The organism is Pontimicrobium sp. SW4 (genome assembly GCF_039954625.1).
GTDB lineage: Bacteria > Bacteroidota > Bacteroidia > Flavobacteriales > Flavobacteriaceae > Pontimicrobium.
The window spans coordinates 771,829-793,333 of sequence record NZ_CP157199.1 but is presented as its reverse complement, the minus strand read 5'-3'; the positions used below and the strand labels follow the sequence as shown (position 1 = coordinate 793,333).

Sequence of the window (21,505 nt, the reverse complement as noted above, 5' to 3'; positions counted from 1 at the left end):
TTTATTTAATAGCAAACATCGTTAGCCAAATCTCCTTTACTATTAATATTCCAAGAACTAGAACTACTAGCTGTACTCATATAGAACTTCTGTTCTTCGGTTAAATTATCTATATCCATATACCAACCTCCATGTATGGCCATGTATGGATTATTTGTTCGAATGGCATGGTAAAAATTCTCCCTAAATGACCATATATTTTTTGGAGGATACAACGCAAAAGTTGTATCTATACTAGACTGATAATCGCCACTTTTAGTTTTATTTTTCCAGAATCTATTTTCCCATTCTAAAATTTTTGTTTTATTGGGATTTGTGTCTGGTATATCGTCTGTTATTAGGCTAAATCCAACTTTAGATAATTTCCAATTCTTATCTAATAATTGTTTGAATTTTAAAACAAAATCATTTGGACAAGAGTTTAAAGGGACGATATCTGGATCGGTAAGGACATAATAGCCTTTATTGTATTTATTAAATATTTCTTTTTGCTCCCAAAATACTCTATGTCCAAAATTCTCGGTCAATCTATGTATTTCAACTTTATCCTTTAGCTCATCAAAATAGGTTAATAGAGGCTTGTAATTTGAGTTATTATCTACAATGACAATATTTGAGTATTCATTTTTTAAAAGAAAATTAATTAATTTCTTTAAATAAAAAAGTTGATTATAACTCACTATAATAATAGGTATAGACTTATAATTCTTGTTTTGTTTTAAAGTTACTTTATTGAAATAGTTATTTATAAAGCGGAAGTAGTAATATCTTGTTCTTTTTGATATTCTATGATTTTTAATACGCTTATAAATATTAAATAAAACTGTTTTCAACATTAAAAACTTTAAACTATTACTAGATAATTTATTTTAGAACGATTCTATAAACTTATATTTTTGGGTACCTAAAACTAAAACACGTTTTGAGCCAACATATATACCTTTGTATATAGTAATATTCAATTTTTTAAACAAAAGGAGTAGTTCTTTTACAGTGTCTTGTTCTCCCTGTCTATTGTAATCATCAAAAATAATTATAAACTCATCAGTTGCTTCAAAATGTTCAGCTAGCTTTACTATATCATATCTTGAATAACGTGCGCTTCCAAATGGCCCATCTACTACATATAAATCAAACTTACTTTTTGTGTATTTATCTAAGCTATCATAAATATTAACAGAAAACCCTTTAACCTCTTCTTTTTTTAGAGGGCAAATAACTATTTTAGAATGTGAAGATAAATCATGATTAGTTATAAAATGGTTTTTCCATTCATTACTCTCTTCAATAATTTTATGTGTGCTTTCTGTTAATTCATTTTTTAAAGTTGCATTAATAAATTTACTAGATTCCCCTAAGCCAAACTCAAGTATTTTTTTAGGTTTATAATCTGCTAGCACTCTATTCAATACATAAAAAAAAGCGTAATTACCTGCCCATCTCCCAATATTTAAAGGTAGTTCTTCTAACCATGCTTTACCTCTTATGCTATCGTGATACACATTTGCCCACTCGTTCTCTAATGTTGCATTTAAGATTTTACGGTCTCTTTGCCTAAACTCCTCTACTGTCTTTTTTATTTTTTGAAACATTTATGTTTTATTGAAGTTTCATCTATTTAAGATACTCTTTATTTTCTTCTTTATCTGCTTTTTTGCTAGTTTAATATCGTTGCTAGTGCTAAACTTTGGTTTGTTAAAGGTGAATCCTTTAAGAGCTCCAAAAGCAAATATTTCCTTTCCTTTTACTTGATTCGATACATTGTTCCCGTGTATTACTTGAATCCAATGTGGTTTTTTTGTTACGTTGATTTTTTTTAGATGTGTCCATTCGCCATGTTGATGCGCATAAACTGTTTCTATTGATTGATTATTCTGTACATTCTCTAAAAGGCTTATAAAAGGATTTAATAGATAATTCATTTTACGCAACTTATTAACCTTTCCTATTTCTAGATTATAGCCTATTGGCATCTCTAAGATACATTTATAATCGACTAAGTTATTTTGTAATGCTGCAACTGCATTGTTAGAAAAAACATCATCGTTATCTAATCTTGTGGTAATAATAACATCTAAGTTTTTACCATGAATTTCTTCTAACAAATCTTTTGCTAAAGTATCTTGAAAATCTTGATAAGACTCTTTAAACTTAGGCATAAAATTAGGTAACAACGCACTAAGTTTTTCTATTTCTTCTTTGTACAAATTTGGTGTTGCAGTATCAAAAAAAACCCACCATTCAAAGTTTTTATTGGTTTGACTTTTTAAGGAAGGAAAACAATAATCTTCGAATAATTGAAATCTTTTCTTTAACCAATCATCGTCTAACACTTCGTTACCTAAACTGTCTTTATCCCACTTTTGGGATAAATTAAACCTAGTAATTATAAAGTGTTTGAATGTCATTGTACTAGCTATTTTTTGAGATTAACGCTTTTAAAAACATTTTCCTTTTAACCATAAACTTAAAAAATTGCTTAAAACCTAGGTTTATATAATGCAGTTTCAACAAAAAATAAATATGATGAGGAGTCAATAAATTATTGTTGATAATTAATTTCTCCATAAAACTCAATATTTCAGTCCTTTTTTCAACTGGCAAAAATTCTATATGATCTTTACAAAAGTCTTTGTAAAACTGTATTGTAGCATCATTTTTTTCTTTTAAATTATTTTTATTCCCAGAAATACTTATAGACGAAACTCTTATTATAACTTTTGCATCATTTATTGTTTTTATTTGCTCTTTAAAAGAAAAATCTAACCAAGCTTTATCATCACTATGCCAACCTAATGGATAGTTTTTAAAACCTACTTTCTCATATATCGTTTTTTTAAAAATATACTCAGAAAGAGAGCTTCTTGTTTTTCCTTTAAATTTTCTATAAAAAGCATCAACACTATGCTCATATTGTGGATGTGTATATACTTCAGAAAATCTTTTCTCATCTGCATAAAGCATTTGAGATGAAAACTTATATAGGTTCGTTTTATCTTCTTTTTCTTTATACCATAGTTCTACTGCATTGTTTTCTAATAAATCATCATCGCCCAGTACTAAAATCCACTTTTCGTTTTTAGTTAAACTTATACACCTGTCCCAATGTTGTGGTAATGATTTTTGTCCTAAGTTTTTATCAAACTTTTTATAATAAATTGGAAGATTTTTATTGAATTCTGCTATTATTTTTTCTGGATTATTTGGACTATTATCATTGCCAACATATACATTAAAGCCTTTATTTGTTTGACTTGCAAGCGAATGAAGTGTTTCTTTAAAAAACTCTATTTTATAATATGGAATAACAATTGCAAGCATTTAGATTATTTTCTTTGGGTTAATAACTTAAAAATCATCCACTTCTTTACTAAAACAAGTAAAGCCAAAAAATGTTTTACTAAACAAATCAATAACTACTTTTTTACTTTTTAATTTATGTATAAAGTTTTCCTTTATTTTATCGGAAGAAGAAACAACCTTAACATATTGGTTATAGAATAACCTACAGTGCTTTTTAACAATATAATCCTTATTTTTCATTCTCATTTCTTGGGTGTATGATAAAATCATTGAACTACTTGAAACGTAATATCTAAAGGTGATTTTATTCAAATGAAAAAAAGAAACATTTAATTTTCCTAAAGAAATCCAAAAATCCCAATCTTCAAGACCTTGATAAGGCATCTTCTCATCATATCCTCCAACTTGTTCCCAAAGAGTTCTCTTATAAATAGCACAAGCATCTATATAATTAGTTACTAGGATTTTTTCCAAATTAAATTTATTTACTTTCCAAACACCTGTTTTCTCTCCAAAATATTCTGCATCTCCATGTACAACTCCTATTGAAGAATCTTTTCTGAAAATTGATAACGCATCAAGAGTAAAATCTTTTTCTATTTGATTATCAGAGTCTAAAGGAAGAATATATTTGCCTTTGGCTAATCGAATTCCATAGTTTCTAGCAGAACCAAGTCCTCCATTTTCTTTTTTATGGTAAATAAACCTAGAATCTCTTTCCTGATATTTTAAAGCTATTAATTCTAAATTATCTGGAGATCCATCATTAACCATAATAGCCTCCCAATATTTAAATTCTTGATTTAAAACAGATTGCAAAGTTGATTCTAATGTTGATTCAGAATTATAACAAGGTATGATAATAGATATAATTGGTCTCATAGTTAATTTTTCTTTGCTACAATTACATAATTCATTGTATTTATAGTATTAAAATCTTTTACATCTAAATAAGCAAAAACCTTATTAACTAACCTATATAATTTTAATTTTCGAAATACATATTTTATTCCTCTAACTACTTTGTTTGCTTTAGGATTAGAAAAACTAACCGTATGATTTATTACTTGTCCTAAAGTTGCCCATGCGCCTCCATTTTCAATAATTTCTACAATTTCAAATCCAGCTTTTTCTAAAACATATTTAAAGCCATGTTTTGTAAACCTAAAAAAATCATATGGTTCTTCATGTAAATGCCAATATAAAGGTCCAGATAAAATAAAATAACCGTCACTCTTTAGCAATCGAAAAGCTTCATTAACCATGCCTTGATGATCTTCAACATGTTCTATAACTTGAGTAGATAAAATACTATGGAAGCTATTGCTCTCAAGGGGTATATTATTGGCTTGACAAATCACATCTACTTTATTAGAACTAGACTGCACTATATCACATCCAATGTATTCTGAGATTAATCCTTTAAACCAGGCGTTATAAGGCTTATTTCCACAGCCAATATCAAGTAATCTTCCCTTCGCATATCTTTGAATAACTTTATTTAATTCACGATGAAAAGATAAATACACTAAATAATTTTTGTTAGAAACTGTAATTTCTTTTACATTTTCTAACCTTAATATATTTTCCTTTCTATCCATCTAATATATTTTTTTACTTCTAAGGTAATATTTCAAAATCTCAAAAGGATTATTTAATATTTTTTCTAATTTCTTATTTTTCATGCATTTATAATCAAACAATTTTGGGTGCACATAAGAGTTTTTAAATGTATATTTATCCTTAGCAATTAATTTATAATGAGGATTATTTGTTTCTCCTTCTCTAACAAAAATTAGTATATTTTGTCTGTACCACCAACTAACCACATTATTATTCCAAACTTCATGTCTTAAAAAGTCAAAACACTTATAACCATTTTGAGAAAAAAGGTCAACCCAAAACTCGTTATATTGTTCATTGAAATGCATTGTTCCTTCTTGACCAGGAATAGCAGCTGAAAACAATATAACATCTCCATGAAAACATAATGAGTCAATAAAATTTTTAGCATTTTCTTTTAAAATATGTTCAGCTACTTCCAATGAGATAACCAAATCAAATTTCCTCTCTAAATTAAATTTTAAATTTAAATTCAATGGTTTAAATTTTGAACTATCTATAATCAAATCTTTAGTTTCAACATAGTCACCATCTATACCAAACACTTCACATTTGTTCTTTTCAAAAATAGTTAGCCATGTACCAATACCACAACCAACATCTAATACAGTTTTTGGTTTATAGTATGATAACAACTTTGGGACAATCTCTTTTGCTGAATTTAACGAATTTTGAAAATGAGCAGCATGAAAATTATCCTTATAATTTTTAGGAGTCATATTTTTTTAAACTTTTCCTTTTTATTTAATGAATAGCAATTGTTGCTAAACTGTAATTTTTGTTGGCTCTCTAAGCTATCCAATTTCCTTCATCAACATACACACACACATCATTTTGCCAACCCCATTCTGGCTCTTTTTGATTTATCATTTCTACTTCAAAATTACAACAATCAAATTCTTGAAATTTTTCTCTAGTTTTAGAGTTAGCTAAATGAATTTTTAAATAATAGTTTCCTTTATAAAGTCTAAGTTTATTAAACTGAAAACTAATATAATTTATACCTTTTTCTCTGCAAATAGGATTATCAATATCAAAAATATATTTATATAGAATGGCTTTATTGAGATTATTAAAAATTTGAAAAGTAACCGATAAATTCTCATAATTTTCGATTGGCATATTTATTTCAAAATTGATTTTAAATGGTTTATTATTTGCTTGAAGTTTACCGCCTTCTGAAGCTAAAATTTCAACCTTCGTTATTGATGGGGAATTTAATAAAGGTGCTTGCAAAAATACTGCCTCGGTATTTTTCATTGAAGAATAAATTGAAATTGCTTTATTAGTTTCTTCAATAGCTAAAATTTCACCATTTGAAAGTACAATTGTTTTTTTAGCAAGTGTACTTATTGCGCTTAAATCATGACTTACAAATAAAACCGTACGCCCTTCACCTCTACTAATATCTTGCATCTTCCCGATAGCCTTTTTTTGAAACTCAGCATCTCCTACTGCTAACACCTCATCTATAACCAAAATATCTGGTTCTAAATGTGCTGCAACGGCAAAAGCTAAACGCACTGTCATCCCTGAAGAATAACGCTTTACAGGTGTATCTATATAACGCTCGCAACCAGAAAACTCAATAATCTCGTTAATTTTTGATTTAATTTCTGCTTTTGTCATTCCTAAAATCGCACCATTAAGATATATGTTTTCTCGTCCAGTCATTTCTGGATGAAAGCCTGTACCTACTTCTAAAAGTGATGCAATTCTCCCTTTTGTTTTTATTTCTCCTGTGGTAGGACTTGTTACTCTAGATAATATTTTTAATAAGGTTGATTTTCCTGCGCCATTCTTTCCTATAATACCTAAAACTTCGCCTTTTTTAACTTCAAAATTAATACCTTTTAGTGCCCAAACATAGTCTGAAGTACCTTTTGTACTTCTGTCGTTAACTTCTCCTATTTTTAAAAACGGATCTTCTTTCCCTCTTACTTTACTCCACCATCTATTTAGATCCTGACCTATAGTGTTAGCACCTACAAGACCTAACTTATATTGTTTAGAAATGTTATTAACTTTTAAAATTACACTCATTATTAAACAGTATCTATAAAACTTTTTTCTGTTTTGTTAAACACAACTAATCCTATCATAAAGGTGATAATGCTAAATACTATAGCGTATGTAAATTTATTTACATCAAATATTTCAACTCCAAGAGTCATATGTCTAAATGATTCTATAATAATTGCAATAGGATTATACTCTACTAGCCAAACATATTCTGGCAATTCTTTTCTAAAATAGGATATTGGATACATTACTGCAGATCCATACATTAATAATTGCACGCCAAACTGTACTAAGAACGTTAAATCTCTATACTTAGTTGTCATTGAAGATATGAGCATTCCAAAACCCAAACCTAACAAAGCCATTACCAACACAACTATGGGTAGTAGCACCAAATTCCAATTGGGTGAAATAGACACATCTTCTGACAAGACATAGTATATATAAAAACCTATAAATACCATACATTGAATAGCAAATCTTAATAAATTAGAAATGACTACAGATAAAGGCATTATAGCTCTTGGAAAATATACTTTCCCAAAAATTCCTTGGTTCTTTGTAAATGTATTAGATGTTCCTGTTAAACAAAGTTTAAAATAATTCCAAGTGGTGATGCCTGCTAGGTTGAATAAAAATGCTGGTATTCCATCTCCTGTTGGAATATTTGCTAGATTATTAAATATTAACGTAAAAATTACTGAAGTAAATAAAGGCTGAATTACATACCATAGAGGACCTAATATGGTTTGCTTATATAAAGTAACAACGTCTCTTTTAACAAACAAGAATAATAAATCTTTATATCTCCAAATTTCTTTGAAATTAAAATCTATTAGCTTGTGTTTAGAAGATATTGTATATAACCAGTTATCTTCAGTGCTATGATTCAAATTATAGTTTTTTTATTTAGTTCTCGATACAATTTTCTAATGAAAATCACTCAAACTGACACTTATTTGAAAAGTTCTCCCAAGTAATTTTTAATCCCTCTCTAACAGTAAATTTAGGCTTATAACCCATTAATCTTTCTGCTTTAGAAATATCGGCCAAAGAATCTCTTACATCTCCTTGTCTAGATGGCCCATATATAACCTTAACCTCTTTAGATGCTGCATTATTGATATGTTCCCATAAATAATTTACACTTATACATTCACCACAGGCAATATTAAACACTTGGTTTGCTGCTTCTTTTGGAGCGAAAAACCCTTTTATATTAGCTTGAACTGCATTTTCTACAAAAGTAAAATCACGAGTTTGTTCGCCATCTCCATTAATAGTCGCTGGATTATTATTCTTTATAGCTTCCATAAATAATGGAATTACTGCCGCATAAGCTCCTTTAGGGCTTTGTTTTGGGCCAAAAATATTAAAGTAACGTAGGCCAATAACATCTGTATTATACGTTTTCCCAAACACATCAGCATACAACTCATTCACATATTTTGTTACTGCGTATGGTGATAATGGTTTCCCTATATTCTCTTCTACTTTAGGTAACGTTAAACTATCTCCATATGTGGAACTTGATGCAGCATATACCATACGCTTAACAGTATCGCTATCCTTTAAAGCTACCATCATATTTAAAAACCCTGTGATATTTACATCATTGGTCGTGTTTGGATCGTTAATTGATCGTGGTACAGAACCCAACGCTGCTTGGTGAGATACATAATCTATATCTCTCATTGCATCTTTACAGGTTTGAAGGTCTCGAATATCTCCTTCTAATAATTCAAATGCAGAGTTGCTTAGAAACTCTTCAATATTTTCTCTAAATCCGTTAGAAAAATTGTCTAAAACCCTTACACGTTTTGCATTATTTTTTAAAAGATATTCAACAATGTTCGAGCCTATAAAACCACCTCCACCTGTGATTAAAAATGAGTAATTACTTAAATTTTCTTTATGATATTTATTTATGTACATTATAATCTGGCGTCTACAATATGTTTTGGTAATAATGATTTTACATCAAAAATAACTCCTATTTTTGATTTTAATGAAGCAATGTCTAACTCTAAAAATTCGTTATGAGAAACAGCCAATATAATTGAATCGTACTCCTCTTTTAAATCTGAAATTGATGTTATTAGATCTAAATTATATTCGTGCTTTACTTCTTCTTTAGAGGCCCAAGGATCATATACATCAACATTAACATGATAGGCTTCAAACTCACGAATAATATCTATAACTCTTGAGTTACGGATATCTGGACAATTTTCTTTAAATGTAATTCCTAAAACCAAGGCATTAGAACCTTTAATGGTCGCTCCCTTTTTAATCATCATTTTAACAGTCTCTTGTGCTACATAACCACCCATACTGTCATTCATTTTTCTTCCAGCTAAAATAATTTCAGGATTATACCCAGATTCAATTGCTTTTTGAGCTAAATAGTAAGGGTCAACACCTATACAGTGTCCGCCAACTAATCCTGGGGTAAACTTTATAAAATTCCACTTAGTACCAGCAGCTTCTAAAACCGCTTTGGTATCAATATCTAACAGTCTAAAAATCTTAGATAATTCGTTTACAAATGCAATATTTATATCTCTTTGAGAATTTTCTATAACCTTAGCTGCTTCTGCCACTTTAATTGAAGCCGCCATATGTGTTCCAGCTGTAATAACCGATTTATATAAATCGTCAACTCGCTGAGCAATTTCTGGTGTAGAACCTGATGTTACTTTTAATATTTTAGTAACTGTATGTTTTTTATCTCCTGGATTAATTCGTTCTGGTGAATATCCTGCAAAGAAATCTTGATTAAATTTTAATCCAGACTTTTCTTCTAGAATTGGCACACATACATCTTCTGTCACCCCTGGATAAACAGTAGATTCGTAGATAACAATATCTCCTTTTGCTAATCCTTTTGCAACAGTTTCACTAGCTTTTATTAATGGCGTTAAAATTGGTTTATGCAAATCATCTGTTGGTGTCGGAACCGTTACAATATATATATTTGAAACCTCTAAATCTGATGGGTTTGATGAAATATAAAGTCCTTTGTCCGTATTAATATCGTCAATTAATACTGCTTTTAAATCATTATCCTCAACTTCAAGCGTTCTGTCTTTTCCTTTTCTTAATTCAGAGATACGTTCTTTATTAATATCAAAACCTATAACATGGTATTTTTTGGCAAATTCTACTGCCAAAGGAAGTCCAACATATCCCAACCCAATAATAGTAATTTTATCTTTTGAATTCATTAGTTAACTAAAAAATTGATTGTAGTATATACTTCAAATCTAAGTAAAAACTCCAATTTTTCACGTACTTTTTATTGATTTCAACCTTATCTACCCAAATAATCGTTCTATTGTAATTTTCTGGGTCATCTTGTAATGATAATAGGGCTTCCTCGTCCTTGTATTTAATTGTAGCTGGACCTGTTACCCCAGGTTTTACTTTTAAAATTATTCGATCTTCACCTACTAATTCATCTGCAAAACCAACAACATCTGGTCTTGGACCAACAAAACTCATATCTCCAAAAAGAACATTGAATAATTGAGGTAATTCATCTAACTTATAGGTTCTTAAAAACTTTCCAAAAGGTGCAGCATAAGTGTCTAAATATCCTAATTCGTGCTTTCCTTTTTTTAGTGTTCTAATTTTATAAATGTTAAAAAGAGTTCCATATTGACCTACACGTTTTTGCTTAAATAAACCCGATTGCTTTGTTTCTATTGCTGCTATACTCAAAAACAGTAGTAAAGGAATTAGAATAATGGGAATTAGAATAAGTACCAACAGAACATCAAAACCTCTTTTTAGTTTTATGTTGTTTTTAGAAATCAAAAAAGCTTAAGATTTGCGTTTAAATATAGACCTTATTTTACCAATAATTGATCTACTATCCTTTTCGTTATCATGATAACCATAGCCATATCCGTAACCATATCCATAACCATATCCATAGCCTAACCTCTTTTTATGAGTATAATAATTTAAAACAAAACTAATATTTTTCACCTCTCCTTTTTTATACTTATCATTTATAACCGATAGCATATCTTTTTTAGAGTAATTCTGCCTAACAAGATATATAGTAGCATCAGCATAGTCTACAAGCTCAATAGCATCTGTTACCAAGCCTAATGGTGGCGTATCTAAAACAATTATATCGTATGTTTTTTTTAATTCTTCAATAAAAACATCCATTTCATCACTCATCAACAATTCTGAAGGGTTTGGGGGGACAGACCCAGATAAGATAATATCTAAATTTTCTATATGAGTTTTTTGCAAAACATCTTCTAAGCTTTTAGAATCAATTAAATAATCAACAACACCTACATCATTTTTAAGATTAAAATCTTTAGATATTTTAGGTTTACGTAAATCTAAACCTACTAAGACGGTTTTTTTATTTGTTAAAGCAAAAACAGTTGCAATATTAATAGAACAAAAGGTTTTTCCTTCTCCACTAACAGAAGATGTTACTAAAATGGTTTTTGACCCTTCGTCTTTTTGAGTTTTATAAATAAACCTTAAGCTAGATCTAATTGCTCTAAATGCCTCAGCTATAGCTGATTTAGAGTTATTATATACTGCTAAACTCCCTTCATTTTTATACTTTCCAATAATACCTAAAACTGGAATTTTAGATAATCGTTCCATATCTTCTACGGTATGTATACTTGTATCTAAAAACGTTATAATAACAACTATTACTAGAGGAATTAATATACCTGTAAAGAGTGCAATAAGATAATTTAGTTTCTTATTTGGTCCAATTGGCCCCATTCCAATATCTTTGGCCTCGTCTATTACATTAATATCAGAAACATTAGCTGCCCTAACTACAGCTGCCTCACTTCTCTTTGTTTGAAAGACATTAAATACCTCTTCATTTAAATTAAATTTACGCTGAATTTTTAAATACTCTTGCTGGTCTTTTGGAAGCTTACTTAAAGTTGCTTCTAAAGCTATCATAGTTCTCTTTAGTGTATTTAATTGAATGCCAAAGGTCTTTTTAGTTTCTTTAAGCGTTTCTAATAGCACATTTTTTTCTGCATCAATTTGTCTATCAATATCTCTAAATTGTCCAGAAGATTCACGTGTTGTATATTCTAATTTTTGGCGAGAAATAGATAAGTCTATAATACGCTGAACACTTACTACAATATTAGCCTCTTCAATACCTACACTAGTTGGGGCTGCAATTTTTGTATAATCCGTTTTAGTTTCTAAATAATTCTGTAACAGATTTAAATACTCTATTTTAGAGTTTATTTCGTTTTCTGTTACTTCATATCCTCTTAATTGATCTGATACACGACCGCTCTCTTCGTCAATATTGAAAGCTTTTTGACTTCTAAAAGTATTTAATTCATTTTCAACATCCTTTAAATCTTTACCAACAACATTTAAACTACTGTCTATAAATTTTATGGTATTAGTTGCATATAGATTTTTTCTCTCTAATTGCGATTTTTTTAAAATTGAAACCGTTGTATTTAAATAATCAACAATTTTCGACTTATTAGCGCCTCGCAAACTAAGACTTAAAACAGAAGATCCTTTAGGCTTAGAGGCTACACCAAGCCAGTTTTTATAATTATTAACAACACTATCAAAATTTAAGAAATTTAAAAAATACTCTTCTCCAACTTGTATCTCAACATCAACTCTTCTTGAAATTTTTCCATTTAAAAAAGGCGTTTCTATTGTTTCACCAATCTTATAAGTTCTTAAAAACTGTCCTTGTGGTAAAGCCAATCTTAATCTTTCTTTAGTTGCATAAATTTGCCCTGTACCGCTATCAGGCTCAAAATCTACTAAAATTTCAAAAGTATCATTACTTGTAAATTTTATAGAAATTGGATATCCAAGAACTTGTGGTTTTAATTTATCCAATTCAAACTTAAATGGTGCATTTTTATAAACTTCGTCTTTCCAATATTTTCCATTGGTTAAATACTGAACATAATATTGTAAAGAATCGACTACCTTTTCATTATGATTTCTAGTTTTAAGCGTAGTAATTACCGTTTGTACTTTATCTGTAACACCACCATAATTAAAAGAGATACTTGTATTTGATGTGAAAAATGGATTTTGATCATTCTCTACAGAAATTAGAGAATCTAATGAATAAATATTTTGTTTTCTAACATTTTGATAATAAGCTATACTAAACCCAATTGCTAATACAATTACAAATAAGTACCAATAACTTAAAACTTTAAATACAAAGCTTTTAATATCGAAATTCGAAGGTAATTCGTTAATATTAAAATCTTCATTCATAGATATCTTAATTTCTTGATATTAATAATATAGTTGTTGTAACTAAAGATAACACCGAAACTATTGTCGTCAACGATTGTACACCTGTAGTTCCAGTTCCCCAAGATTTTTGCTTAATAGGTTTCACATAAATCATATCATTTGGTTGTATGTAATAATATGGCGAATTCATCACCTTTACGTCTGTTAAGTCTAAATGATGAATTTGTTGACCTTGTGGATACTGCCTAATTATCATCACGTCCTTTTTGTCTCCTGTAATTGGTATTTCGCCAACATTAGCAATGGCCTCAAAAATGTTAACGCGCTCCTGAAATAAAGTAATAGTTCCTGGACTACCAACTTCGCCGTTAACCGTAAAGCGTAATCCAGATAATTTAACAGTTACAAAAATATTTGCTGTTTCTTTAAATTGTTCCTCTAATAGTTTTTTCTCAATAATTTTTTCAATCTCCTCTGTAGTATAACCCAAAACACTTATTTTACCTAAAGTTGGTATTCTAATATCTCCATGAATATCTACCGTAAAACCATCAAAATACGCACGTTCTGCGCTTCCAGCATTTAAGTTTTCGCTTCCTACTGGATTAAACATTTGCACTAATTTTTGATCTAGAGCTTTTACACGAATGTTTAACTGATCATATATTTGCACTCTATAGGGTTTTTGAACTTCAGAAATAGTCCTAGACGTATTAGTACCAGCTTCTTTATTTTGGAAATAAAGTGTATCTTTTTGAGAAATACAAGAAGACGCTAAAACACTTAAAACAAGCATAGTAATAGCAAATATTCTCTTCATATTGAGGCGTATTGTTTAATCACAAATATAGCTTTTAGAAAGCAAAATAAAAACAGCTAACGTGTTTTTTGGTTTTTTATGCTTTATTTGCAGAAAAAAGCAACTTGAATTATCTAACAGTAGAGAACATATCAAAATCTTATGGCGAACTTACACTTTTTGAAAATGTATCGTTTAGCATACATAAAGATCAAAAAATAGCTTTTGTTGCTAAAAATGGTTCTGGAAAGACTACCATTCTAAATATTTTATCTGGAAAAGATGAAACAGACTCTGGAAAAGTAACTTACAGAAAGGGACTGAAAGTTTCTTTTTTAGCTCAAGAACCAGAACTTAATGATGATTTAACAATAGAAGAATCTATTTTCGATTCAGACAATGCCATTTTGGAAGTCATTAATTCATACCATAAAGCCTTAAAAAACCCAGAAGATGAAGAGGTATACCAAAAAGCGTTTGAAGCCATGGAACGTTTTAATGCATGGGATTTTGAAACACAGTACACACAAATATTATTTAAGTTAAACCTTGAAAATTTAGACCAAAAAGTTGCACAATTATCTGGTGGGCAAAAAAAACGTTTAGCTTTAGCGAATGCCTTAATAAACAAACCAGATTTACTCATTTTAGATGAGCCAACCAACCATCTGGATTTAGAAATGATTGAGTGGTTGGAAGCTTTTTTTGCAAAAGAAAATATTACATTATTTATGATTACGCACGATCGCTATTTTTTGGAACGTGTCTGTAATGAAATTATTGAATTAGACCAAGGTGAAATATTCAATTACAAAGGAAGCTACTCTTACTATCTAGAGAAAAAGGAAGCTCGTATTGAGCGTGAAGCGGTTGAAACTAACAAATCTAAACAACTCTTTAAAAAGGAACTAGATTGGATGCGTAGACAACCTAAAGCTCGAACCACTAAATCCAAATCGAGAATAGATGATTTCTTTGAAATAAAAGAGCGTGCCCACAAACGCAGAAAGGACCATGTAGTTCAACTAGAAATTAACATGGAACGCTTAGGAAGCAAAATTGTAGAGTTTCATAATGTATCTAAAGCCTTTGGCTATAATATCATGCTCAATAAGTTTGATTATATGTTTCAAAAAGGCGAACGTATTGGTATTATTGGCAAAAATGGAACTGGAAAATCCACATTTCTAAACCTTATTACCAATACTTTAAAACCAGATTCAGGTAAAATTATACTAGGTGAAACTGTAAAATTTGGTTATTACACTCAAAAAGGAATTGATGTTAAACCAGATCAAAAGGTTATAGATGTCGTAAGAGATTATGGCGATTATATTCCTCTAAAAAAAGGACGACAAATTAGTGCACAACAATTATTAGAACGCTTCTTATTCAACCGTAAAAAACAATATGACTTTGTTGAAAAACTAAGTGGTGGCGAACGTAAACGCTTGTATTTATGTACAGTTCTTATCCAGAATCCTAATTTTTTAATTCTGGATGAACCAACAAACGATTTGGACATTGTAACATTAAACGTTTTGGAAAACTTCTTACTGGATTTTCCAGGTTGCTTAATTGTTGTGACTCACGATCGTTATTTTATGGATAAAATAGTAGATCACTTATTTGTATTTAGAGGTCAAGGCATTATTGATGATTTTCCTGGAAACTATACCGATTTTAGAACTTACGAAGATAGTGCACCTAAAGAGGTAACTGAAAAGAAAATAGAAAAGAAGCAATGGAAAAAAGATAGCAATAGTCAATTGTCGTACAATGAACAAAAGGAGTTGAAAAATATTGAAAGTAAGCTCAAAACCTTAGAATTTGATAAAAAAGAACTGGAAGCAAAGTTTAATGACAAAACACTTTCTACCGAAAAAATAAACGAGTTATCAGCAGAATTACAACAAATTATCAACACCATTGAAGAAAAAGAATTTCGTTGGTTAGAATTACTCGAAAAACTAGAAAATTAATATGTGGTATCAAGTAAAAGCATATTTAAAATTTCTTTTACGTTCCACCAACCAACATGGTGTCCACTCGCCTTTTGTGTACGATTTAGCTACGAAATGCTTTTACGATAAAACTAGTTATGAGGACTACTCCAAACTAATTAACTATAAAAAGAAACTCCTCAATAATCAAGAACAAATTGAAATTACCGATTTAGGAGCAGGCTCAAGAGTAAAAAAAAGCACTAAAAGAACCGTTTCCAGTATTGCTAAAAACTCTGGAACTACATTAAAAAGAGCCAAACTACTCTATAGACTTGTAAAGTATTTTAATTCAAAATCTATTTTAGAATTAGGAGCATCTTTAGGTATTGGTACACAGGCAATGAGTTTAGGAAATCCAAAAGCTACAATTAGAACTATTGAAGGCTGTTTCAACATTTCAAAATTCTCAAAAAAACAATTTGAAGGTAAAAACTTAACAAACATTAAATTCGTTAACAATGATTTTGCTACTGCCATTGATTATTTAGACGAAACAACATTCGACTTTGTGTTCTTTGATGGCAATCACCAAAAAAAAGCCACTTTAGATTATTTTCAAATGTTACTTCCAAAAGTACATAACGATACTGTATTTATTTTTGATGATATTTATTGGTCTAAAGGCATGACTGAAGCTTGGGAAATTATAAAACAACATCCAAAAGTAACAGTAACTATTGATACCTTTTTCTGGGGATTTGTATTTTTTAGAAAAGAACAAAAAAAGGAACATTTTACAATTAGAGTTTGATTGTTTAGCTGTCATTCCTGCGAAGGCAGGAATCTACTTTAAAATAAAAAATATTATTCATTTCACAAAAAGTGTAATAAATTATAACCAATCAATGATTTGGTAGTCAAATCAAGTCTTTGGTTGTGGATTCCTGCCTTCGCAGGAATAACAATCAATTTATTTATAAGCCAAATAAATAATTGAAAATATTCGTGGAGAAAATCTTTGTAACTTTGAAATTTCAACTTTGAAACTCATAGAATGAAAATATACACAAAAACAGGCGACAAAGGTAAAACTGTATTATTTGGAGGCACAAAAGTACCCAAACACCATATACGTATAGAAAGTTATGGTACCGTTGATGAGTTAAATTCGCACCTAGGTTTAGTGAGAGACCAAGATATTGATAAGCATTCAAAAAAGATTCTAGCTACCATACAAAATAAACTATTTACAGTTGGTGCTATTTTAGCAACAGACCCTGAAAAAGCAGTACTCAAAAGCGGTAAAGAGCGTTTAAGCATTCCAAAAATATCGAATGAAGATATTGAACTTTTAGAGCAAGAAATAGATAATATGAACGAAGCTTTACCACCAATGACGCATTTTATTCTTCCTGGTGGCCACCAAACCGTGTCATTCTGTCACATAGCACGTTGTGTGTGCCGTAGAGCAGAACGTTTAGCTGCTGCTTTAAACGATTTAGAACCTTTTCAACCTGAAACTTTAATGTACTTAAACCGTCTATCTGACTATCTTTTTGTGTTGGCACGGAAATTGTCCAAAGACTTACAAGCTGATGAAGTACAATGGATTCCTGAAAAGCGTTCCTAAGTCAAAATTTCAGCAATAGTATTAATCTGTAAAACTAGTTTAAACTGATGCTTTACAGTTAAAATTGAACGTTCATATAAATTAATGATTAAATAATTCGATTTTTTCTTGTCTTATTCAGTTAAAAATTTATTTTTGCAAAAAATTAAATTAGTAAGAAATGTATTGGACATTAGAACTAGCATCTTATTTAAGTGATGCACCTTGGCCAGCAACAAAAGATGAATTAATCGATTACTCTATTAGAACAGGAGCTCCACTAGAAGTAGTTGAGAACTTACAATCTATTGAGGACGAAGGTGACTCCTATGATTCTATTCAGGAAATATGGCCAGATTATCCAACAGACGAAGATTATCTTTGGAATGAGGATGAATATTAAATGAAACCATAAAAAATAGTTAAAAAGTCTCGCTTGAGGCTTTTTTTATGCGCTATTTTTTCATTAAACATAACAACAAATAGTATCTTTGACTACCTATAGATCAAAGACTAAAAACAAATCAATATAATGAGTATTTTAAATTCTGTACTTAAAGTATTTGTCGGAGACAAATCCAAACAAGACGTTAAGGCAATTATGCCTATTGTCAATCAAATAAAATCCTTTGAGTCACAACTAGAAAGCTTATCACACGATGAGCTTAGAGCAAAAACCTTAGAGTTTAAATCTAAAATAGCAGATGCTCGTAAAAACATTGAAGATGAAATAAATAAACTTCAAGAAGAAGCAGATGTTACTGAAGATATAGATAGAAAAGAAGATATCTATCAAGAAATAGATAAGTTAAAAGACGACTCCTATAATATTACTGAAGAAACCTTAAACGAAATTCTTCCTGAGGCCTTTGCAGTGGTAAAAGAAACGGCAAAGCGTTTTGTAAATAATACCGAAATTAAGGTAACTGCAAATGCTTTTGATAGAGAAGTATCTGGTGAAAATGACTATGTAAACCTTGATGGCGAACATGCTATTTGGTCTAACTCTTGGGACGCTGCTGGAAAACCAATTACTTGGGATATGGTGCATTACGATGTACAATTAATTGGTGGTATTGCCATGCATCAAGGTAAAATTGCCGAAATGCAAACTGGTGAGGGTAAAACTTTGGTTGCTACGCTTCCTGTATACTTAAATGCATTAGCCGAAAAGGGAGTTCACCTTGTAACAGTAAATGATTATTTAGCAAAACGTGATAGTGCGTGGATGGCTCCTATTTTTCAATTTCATGGAATGAGTATTGATTGTATTGATTATCATCAACCAAACTCTGCATCTCGTAAAAAAGCTTACAACGCTGATATCACTTATGGTACCAATAACGAATTTGGCTTCGATTATTTACGTGATAATATGGCACATTCGCCTGACGATTTAGTTCAACGACCTCATCATTATGCCATTGTCGATGAGGTAGATTCGGTACTTGTAGATGACGCTAGAACACCTTTGATTATTTCTGGTCCAATTCCGCAAGGAGATAGACATGAATTTAATGAGCTAAAACCAAAAGTTGACGATATTGTTAATGTACAGCGTAAATATTTAACAGGAGTATTAGCTGAAGCTAAAAAATTGATTGCAGCTGGAGATACTAAAGAAGGTGGTTTTCAATTACTTCGTGTATATAGAGGTATTCCAAAAAATAAAGCACTTATCAAGTTTTTAAGTGAAGAAGGTGTAAAGCAATTACTTCAAAAAACTGAGAACTTTTACATGCAAGACAACAACAGGGAAATGCCCAAAGTTGATGCCGAATTGTACTATGTAATTGACGAAAAAAACAATCAAATTGAATTAAGTGATAAAGGTGTAGAATATCTTTCTGGTAAGGATGACCCAGATTTCTTTGTAATGCCAGAAATGGGAACTGAAATTGCTAAAATTGAAGCCCAAGGTCTTACATCTGAAGAAGAAGCTAATTTAAAAGAAGAACTATTTCGTGATTTTGGCATAAAATCTGAACGAATTCATACCCTAAATCAGCTTTTAAAAGCTTATGCTTTATTTGAAAAAGACACTCAATATGTGGTGATGGAAAATAAAGTAATGATTGTTGATGAGCAAACTGGGCGTATAATGGATGGTCGTCGTTATAGTGATGGTTTACACCAAGCGATTGAAGCTAAGGAAAATGTGAAAATTGAAGCTGCCACACAAACATTTGCGACAGTTACGTTACAGAATTATTTCCGTATGTATCGAAAACTATCTGGTATGACAGGTACTGCAGTGACTGAGGCTGGAGAATTTTGGGAAATATATAAATTGGATGTTGTTGAAATTCCTACTAACCGACCGATTGCTCGTGATGATAAAGAGGATTTAGTTTATAAAACGAAGAGAGAAAAATATAATGCAGTTATAGATGATGTTACAAAGCTATCAGAAGCTGGACGTCCTGTTTTAATTGGAACAACATCTGTTGAAATTAGTGAGTTACTTGGCAAAATGCTAAGTATTCGAAAAATACCGCACAATGTATTAAACGCAAAGCAACACAAAAAAGAAGCCGAAATTGTTGACCAAGCTGGTAAATCTGGACAGGTAACTATTGCTACCAATATGGCTGGTCGTGGTACAGATATTAAGCTTAGTGATGAAGTTAAAGCTGCTGGAGGTCTTGCCATTGTTGGTACAGAGCGTCACGATTCGCGTCGTGTAGACAGACAGTTACGTGGTCGTGCTGGACGACAAGGAGACCCAGGAAGCTCACAATTTTATGTGTCGCTAGAAGATAACTTAATGCGTCTTTTTGGTAGTGAGCGAATTGCTAAAATGATGGATAGAATGGGATTACAAGAAGGTGAAGTGATTCAGCATTCTATGATTTCAAAGTCTATTGAACGTGCTCAGAAAAAAGTAGAGGAAAATCAGTTTGGTGTTCGTAAACGATTATTAGAGTATGATGATGTGATGAACGCACAACGTGAAGTAGTTTACAAACGTCGTTTTCATGCACTATTTGGAGAACGTTTGCGAGTGGATTTAGCAAATATGATTTTTGATACATCTGAAATTATTGCAGAAACTAATAAAGAAGCTAACGATTATAAGAATTTTGAGTTTGAATTAATTCGTTACTTCTCTTTGAGTTCACCAATTTCTGAAGAAGAGTTTGAAAACCTTTCTGCTAAAGAAATCTCCTCTACTATTTATAAAGCTGCATTTGCGCATTATAAAGAAAAAATGGAACGCAATGCAGATTTAGCGTTTCCTGTGATTAAAAATGTGTACCAAACACAACGTGATAGATTTAAACGAATTGTAGTTCCTTTTACAGATGGCATTAAAAATTTACAAGTAATTACTGATCTTGAAAAAGCCTATGAAACAAATGGAAAACAATTAATTACCGATTTTGAAAAAAATATATCGTTAGCTATTATTGATGATGCTTGGAAAACACATCTTCGTAAAATGGACGAATTAAAGCAATCTGTACAATTAGCTGTTCATGAACAAAAAGATCCATTGTTAATTTACAAATTTGAGTCATTTGAGTTGTTCAAAGACATGATTGACCAAGTAAATAAAGATGTAATTTCATTCTTGTTTAAAGGTGAAATTCCGCAAGAAACTGCTAATGTTATTCAAGAAGCTAAAACACGTAAACGAGAAAATGTAAAAACTACTAAGGAAGATATACAAAATCTAGATGAACGTTCTGCCGAATCTAGAGCTGCTGGAAACACACAACGTCAACAGCAAGTTGTTGAAACCATTGTAAGAGAGCGACCAAAAATAGGACGTAATGATCGTGTAACGATTAAGAACGTGATGAGCGGTGAAAGTAAAATCCTTAAGTATAAACAAGCAGAGCCTTTAATTATAAAAGGTGATTGGGTGTTGACTGAAGATTAATAAAAATGTCTTTCTGAGGAATGGAAAAATCTCAAGAAAGGAAACTGAAAACAAGAAAATCT

General features: G+C 30.5%; 19 protein-coding genes. 5 read left to right on the top strand and 14 right to left on the bottom strand.

Annotated elements, in window-relative coordinates:
- Positions 1-5 precede the first annotated feature (5 nt).
- The 14 genes from ABGB03_RS03710 to ABGB03_RS03645 form a co-directional block, all read right to left on the bottom strand.
- Complete coding sequence (locus tag ABGB03_RS03710; RefSeq protein ID WP_347924934.1) at positions 6-836, bottom strand: glycosyltransferase family 2 protein; 831 nt, start codon at positions 834-836, stop codon at positions 6-8.
- 33 nt (positions 837-869) lie between these two features.
- Entirely contained in the window at positions 870-1,592 is a 723-nt protein-coding gene (locus ABGB03_RS03705) for a hypothetical protein (RefSeq protein ID WP_347924932.1), read from the bottom strand.
- A gap of 18 nt (positions 1,593-1,610) precedes the next feature.
- A complete protein-coding gene (locus tag ABGB03_RS03700) occupies positions 1,611-2,408 on the bottom strand; it encodes a glycosyltransferase (protein WP_347924930.1) in 798 nt (265 codons plus the stop codon).
- 4 nt (positions 2,409-2,412) lie between these two features.
- Complete coding sequence (locus ABGB03_RS03695) at positions 2,413-3,321, bottom strand: glycosyltransferase family 2 protein (protein WP_347924928.1); 909 nt, start codon at positions 3,319-3,321, stop codon at positions 2,413-2,415.
- A gap of 27 nt (positions 3,322-3,348) precedes the next feature.
- On the bottom strand, positions 3,349-4,185 hold the full coding sequence (locus ABGB03_RS03690) for a glycosyltransferase (protein ID WP_347924927.1): 837 nt from the start codon (positions 4,183-4,185) through the stop codon (positions 3,349-3,351).
- A gap of 2 nt (positions 4,186-4,187) precedes the next feature.
- Positions 4,188-4,904 carry a class I SAM-dependent methyltransferase gene (locus ABGB03_RS03685; protein WP_347924926.1) on the bottom strand — a complete coding sequence of 239 codons (717 nt, stop codon included), beginning with the start codon at positions 4,902-4,904 and terminating at the stop codon, positions 4,188-4,190.
- Positions 4,905-5,645, bottom strand: coding sequence for a methyltransferase domain-containing protein (locus ABGB03_RS03680; RefSeq protein ID WP_347924925.1), 741 nt, complete (start codon positions 5,643-5,645; stop codon positions 4,905-4,907).
- A 70-nt stretch (positions 5,646-5,715) separates the two neighbouring features.
- On the bottom strand, positions 5,716-6,969 hold the full coding sequence (locus tag ABGB03_RS03675) for an ABC transporter ATP-binding protein (protein ID WP_347924924.1): 1,254 nt from the start codon (positions 6,967-6,969) through the stop codon (positions 5,716-5,718).
- Between the two features lie 2 nt (positions 6,970-6,971).
- A complete protein-coding gene (locus ABGB03_RS03670; protein ID WP_347924922.1) occupies positions 6,972-7,841 on the bottom strand; it encodes an ABC transporter permease in 870 nt (289 codons plus the stop codon).
- A 46-nt stretch (positions 7,842-7,887) separates the two neighbouring features.
- On the bottom strand, positions 7,888-8,883 hold the full coding sequence (locus tag ABGB03_RS03665; protein WP_347924921.1) for an SDR family oxidoreductase: 996 nt from the start codon (positions 8,881-8,883) through the stop codon (positions 7,888-7,890).
- Entirely contained in the window at positions 8,883-10,175 is a 1,293-nt protein-coding gene (locus tag ABGB03_RS03660; protein ID WP_347924919.1) for a nucleotide sugar dehydrogenase, read from the bottom strand. Before ABGB03_RS03660 ends, ABGB03_RS03665 begins: the two co-directional genes overlap by 1 nt.
- 7 nt (positions 10,176-10,182) lie before the next feature.
- Positions 10,183-10,767, bottom strand: coding sequence for a sugar transferase (locus ABGB03_RS03655; RefSeq protein WP_347924918.1), 585 nt, complete (start codon positions 10,765-10,767; stop codon positions 10,183-10,185).
- Between the two features lie 6 nt (positions 10,768-10,773).
- Complete coding sequence (locus tag ABGB03_RS03650; protein WP_347924917.1) at positions 10,774-13,221, bottom strand: polysaccharide biosynthesis tyrosine autokinase; 2,448 nt, start codon at positions 13,219-13,221, stop codon at positions 10,774-10,776.
- A 7-nt stretch (positions 13,222-13,228) separates the two neighbouring features.
- Entirely contained in the window at positions 13,229-14,023 is a 795-nt protein-coding gene (locus ABGB03_RS03645; protein WP_347924915.1) for a polysaccharide biosynthesis/export family protein, read from the bottom strand.
- Between the two features lie 104 nt (positions 14,024-14,127).
- Between ABGB03_RS03645 and ABGB03_RS03640 the strand changes: the two genes are divergently transcribed.
- From ABGB03_RS03640 to secA, 5 genes are all read left to right on the top strand, one after another.
- Positions 14,128-15,984, top strand: a complete 1,857-nt coding sequence (locus ABGB03_RS03640) for an ABC-F family ATP-binding cassette domain-containing protein (RefSeq protein ID WP_347924913.1) — start codon at positions 14,128-14,130, stop codon at positions 15,982-15,984.
- Position 15,985: 1 nt separating this feature from the next.
- Positions 15,986-16,759, top strand: a complete 774-nt coding sequence (locus tag ABGB03_RS03635; RefSeq protein ID WP_347924912.1) for a class I SAM-dependent methyltransferase — start codon at positions 15,986-15,988, stop codon at positions 16,757-16,759.
- Positions 16,760-17,002: 243 nt separating this feature from the next.
- Positions 17,003-17,578, top strand: a complete 576-nt coding sequence (locus ABGB03_RS03630) for a cob(I)yrinic acid a,c-diamide adenosyltransferase (RefSeq protein WP_347924910.1) — start codon at positions 17,003-17,005, stop codon at positions 17,576-17,578.
- A gap of 160 nt (positions 17,579-17,738) precedes the next feature.
- Positions 17,739-17,960 (top strand): DUF2795 domain-containing protein, encoded by a 222-nt coding sequence (locus ABGB03_RS03625; RefSeq protein WP_136844726.1) that lies wholly within the window; start codon positions 17,739-17,741, stop codon positions 17,958-17,960.
- 129 nt (positions 17,961-18,089) lie between these two features.
- Complete coding sequence (gene secA / locus ABGB03_RS03620) at positions 18,090-21,443, top strand: preprotein translocase subunit SecA (RefSeq protein ID WP_347924908.1); 3,354 nt, start codon at positions 18,090-18,092, stop codon at positions 21,441-21,443.
- Positions 21,444-21,505 lie beyond the last annotated feature (62 nt).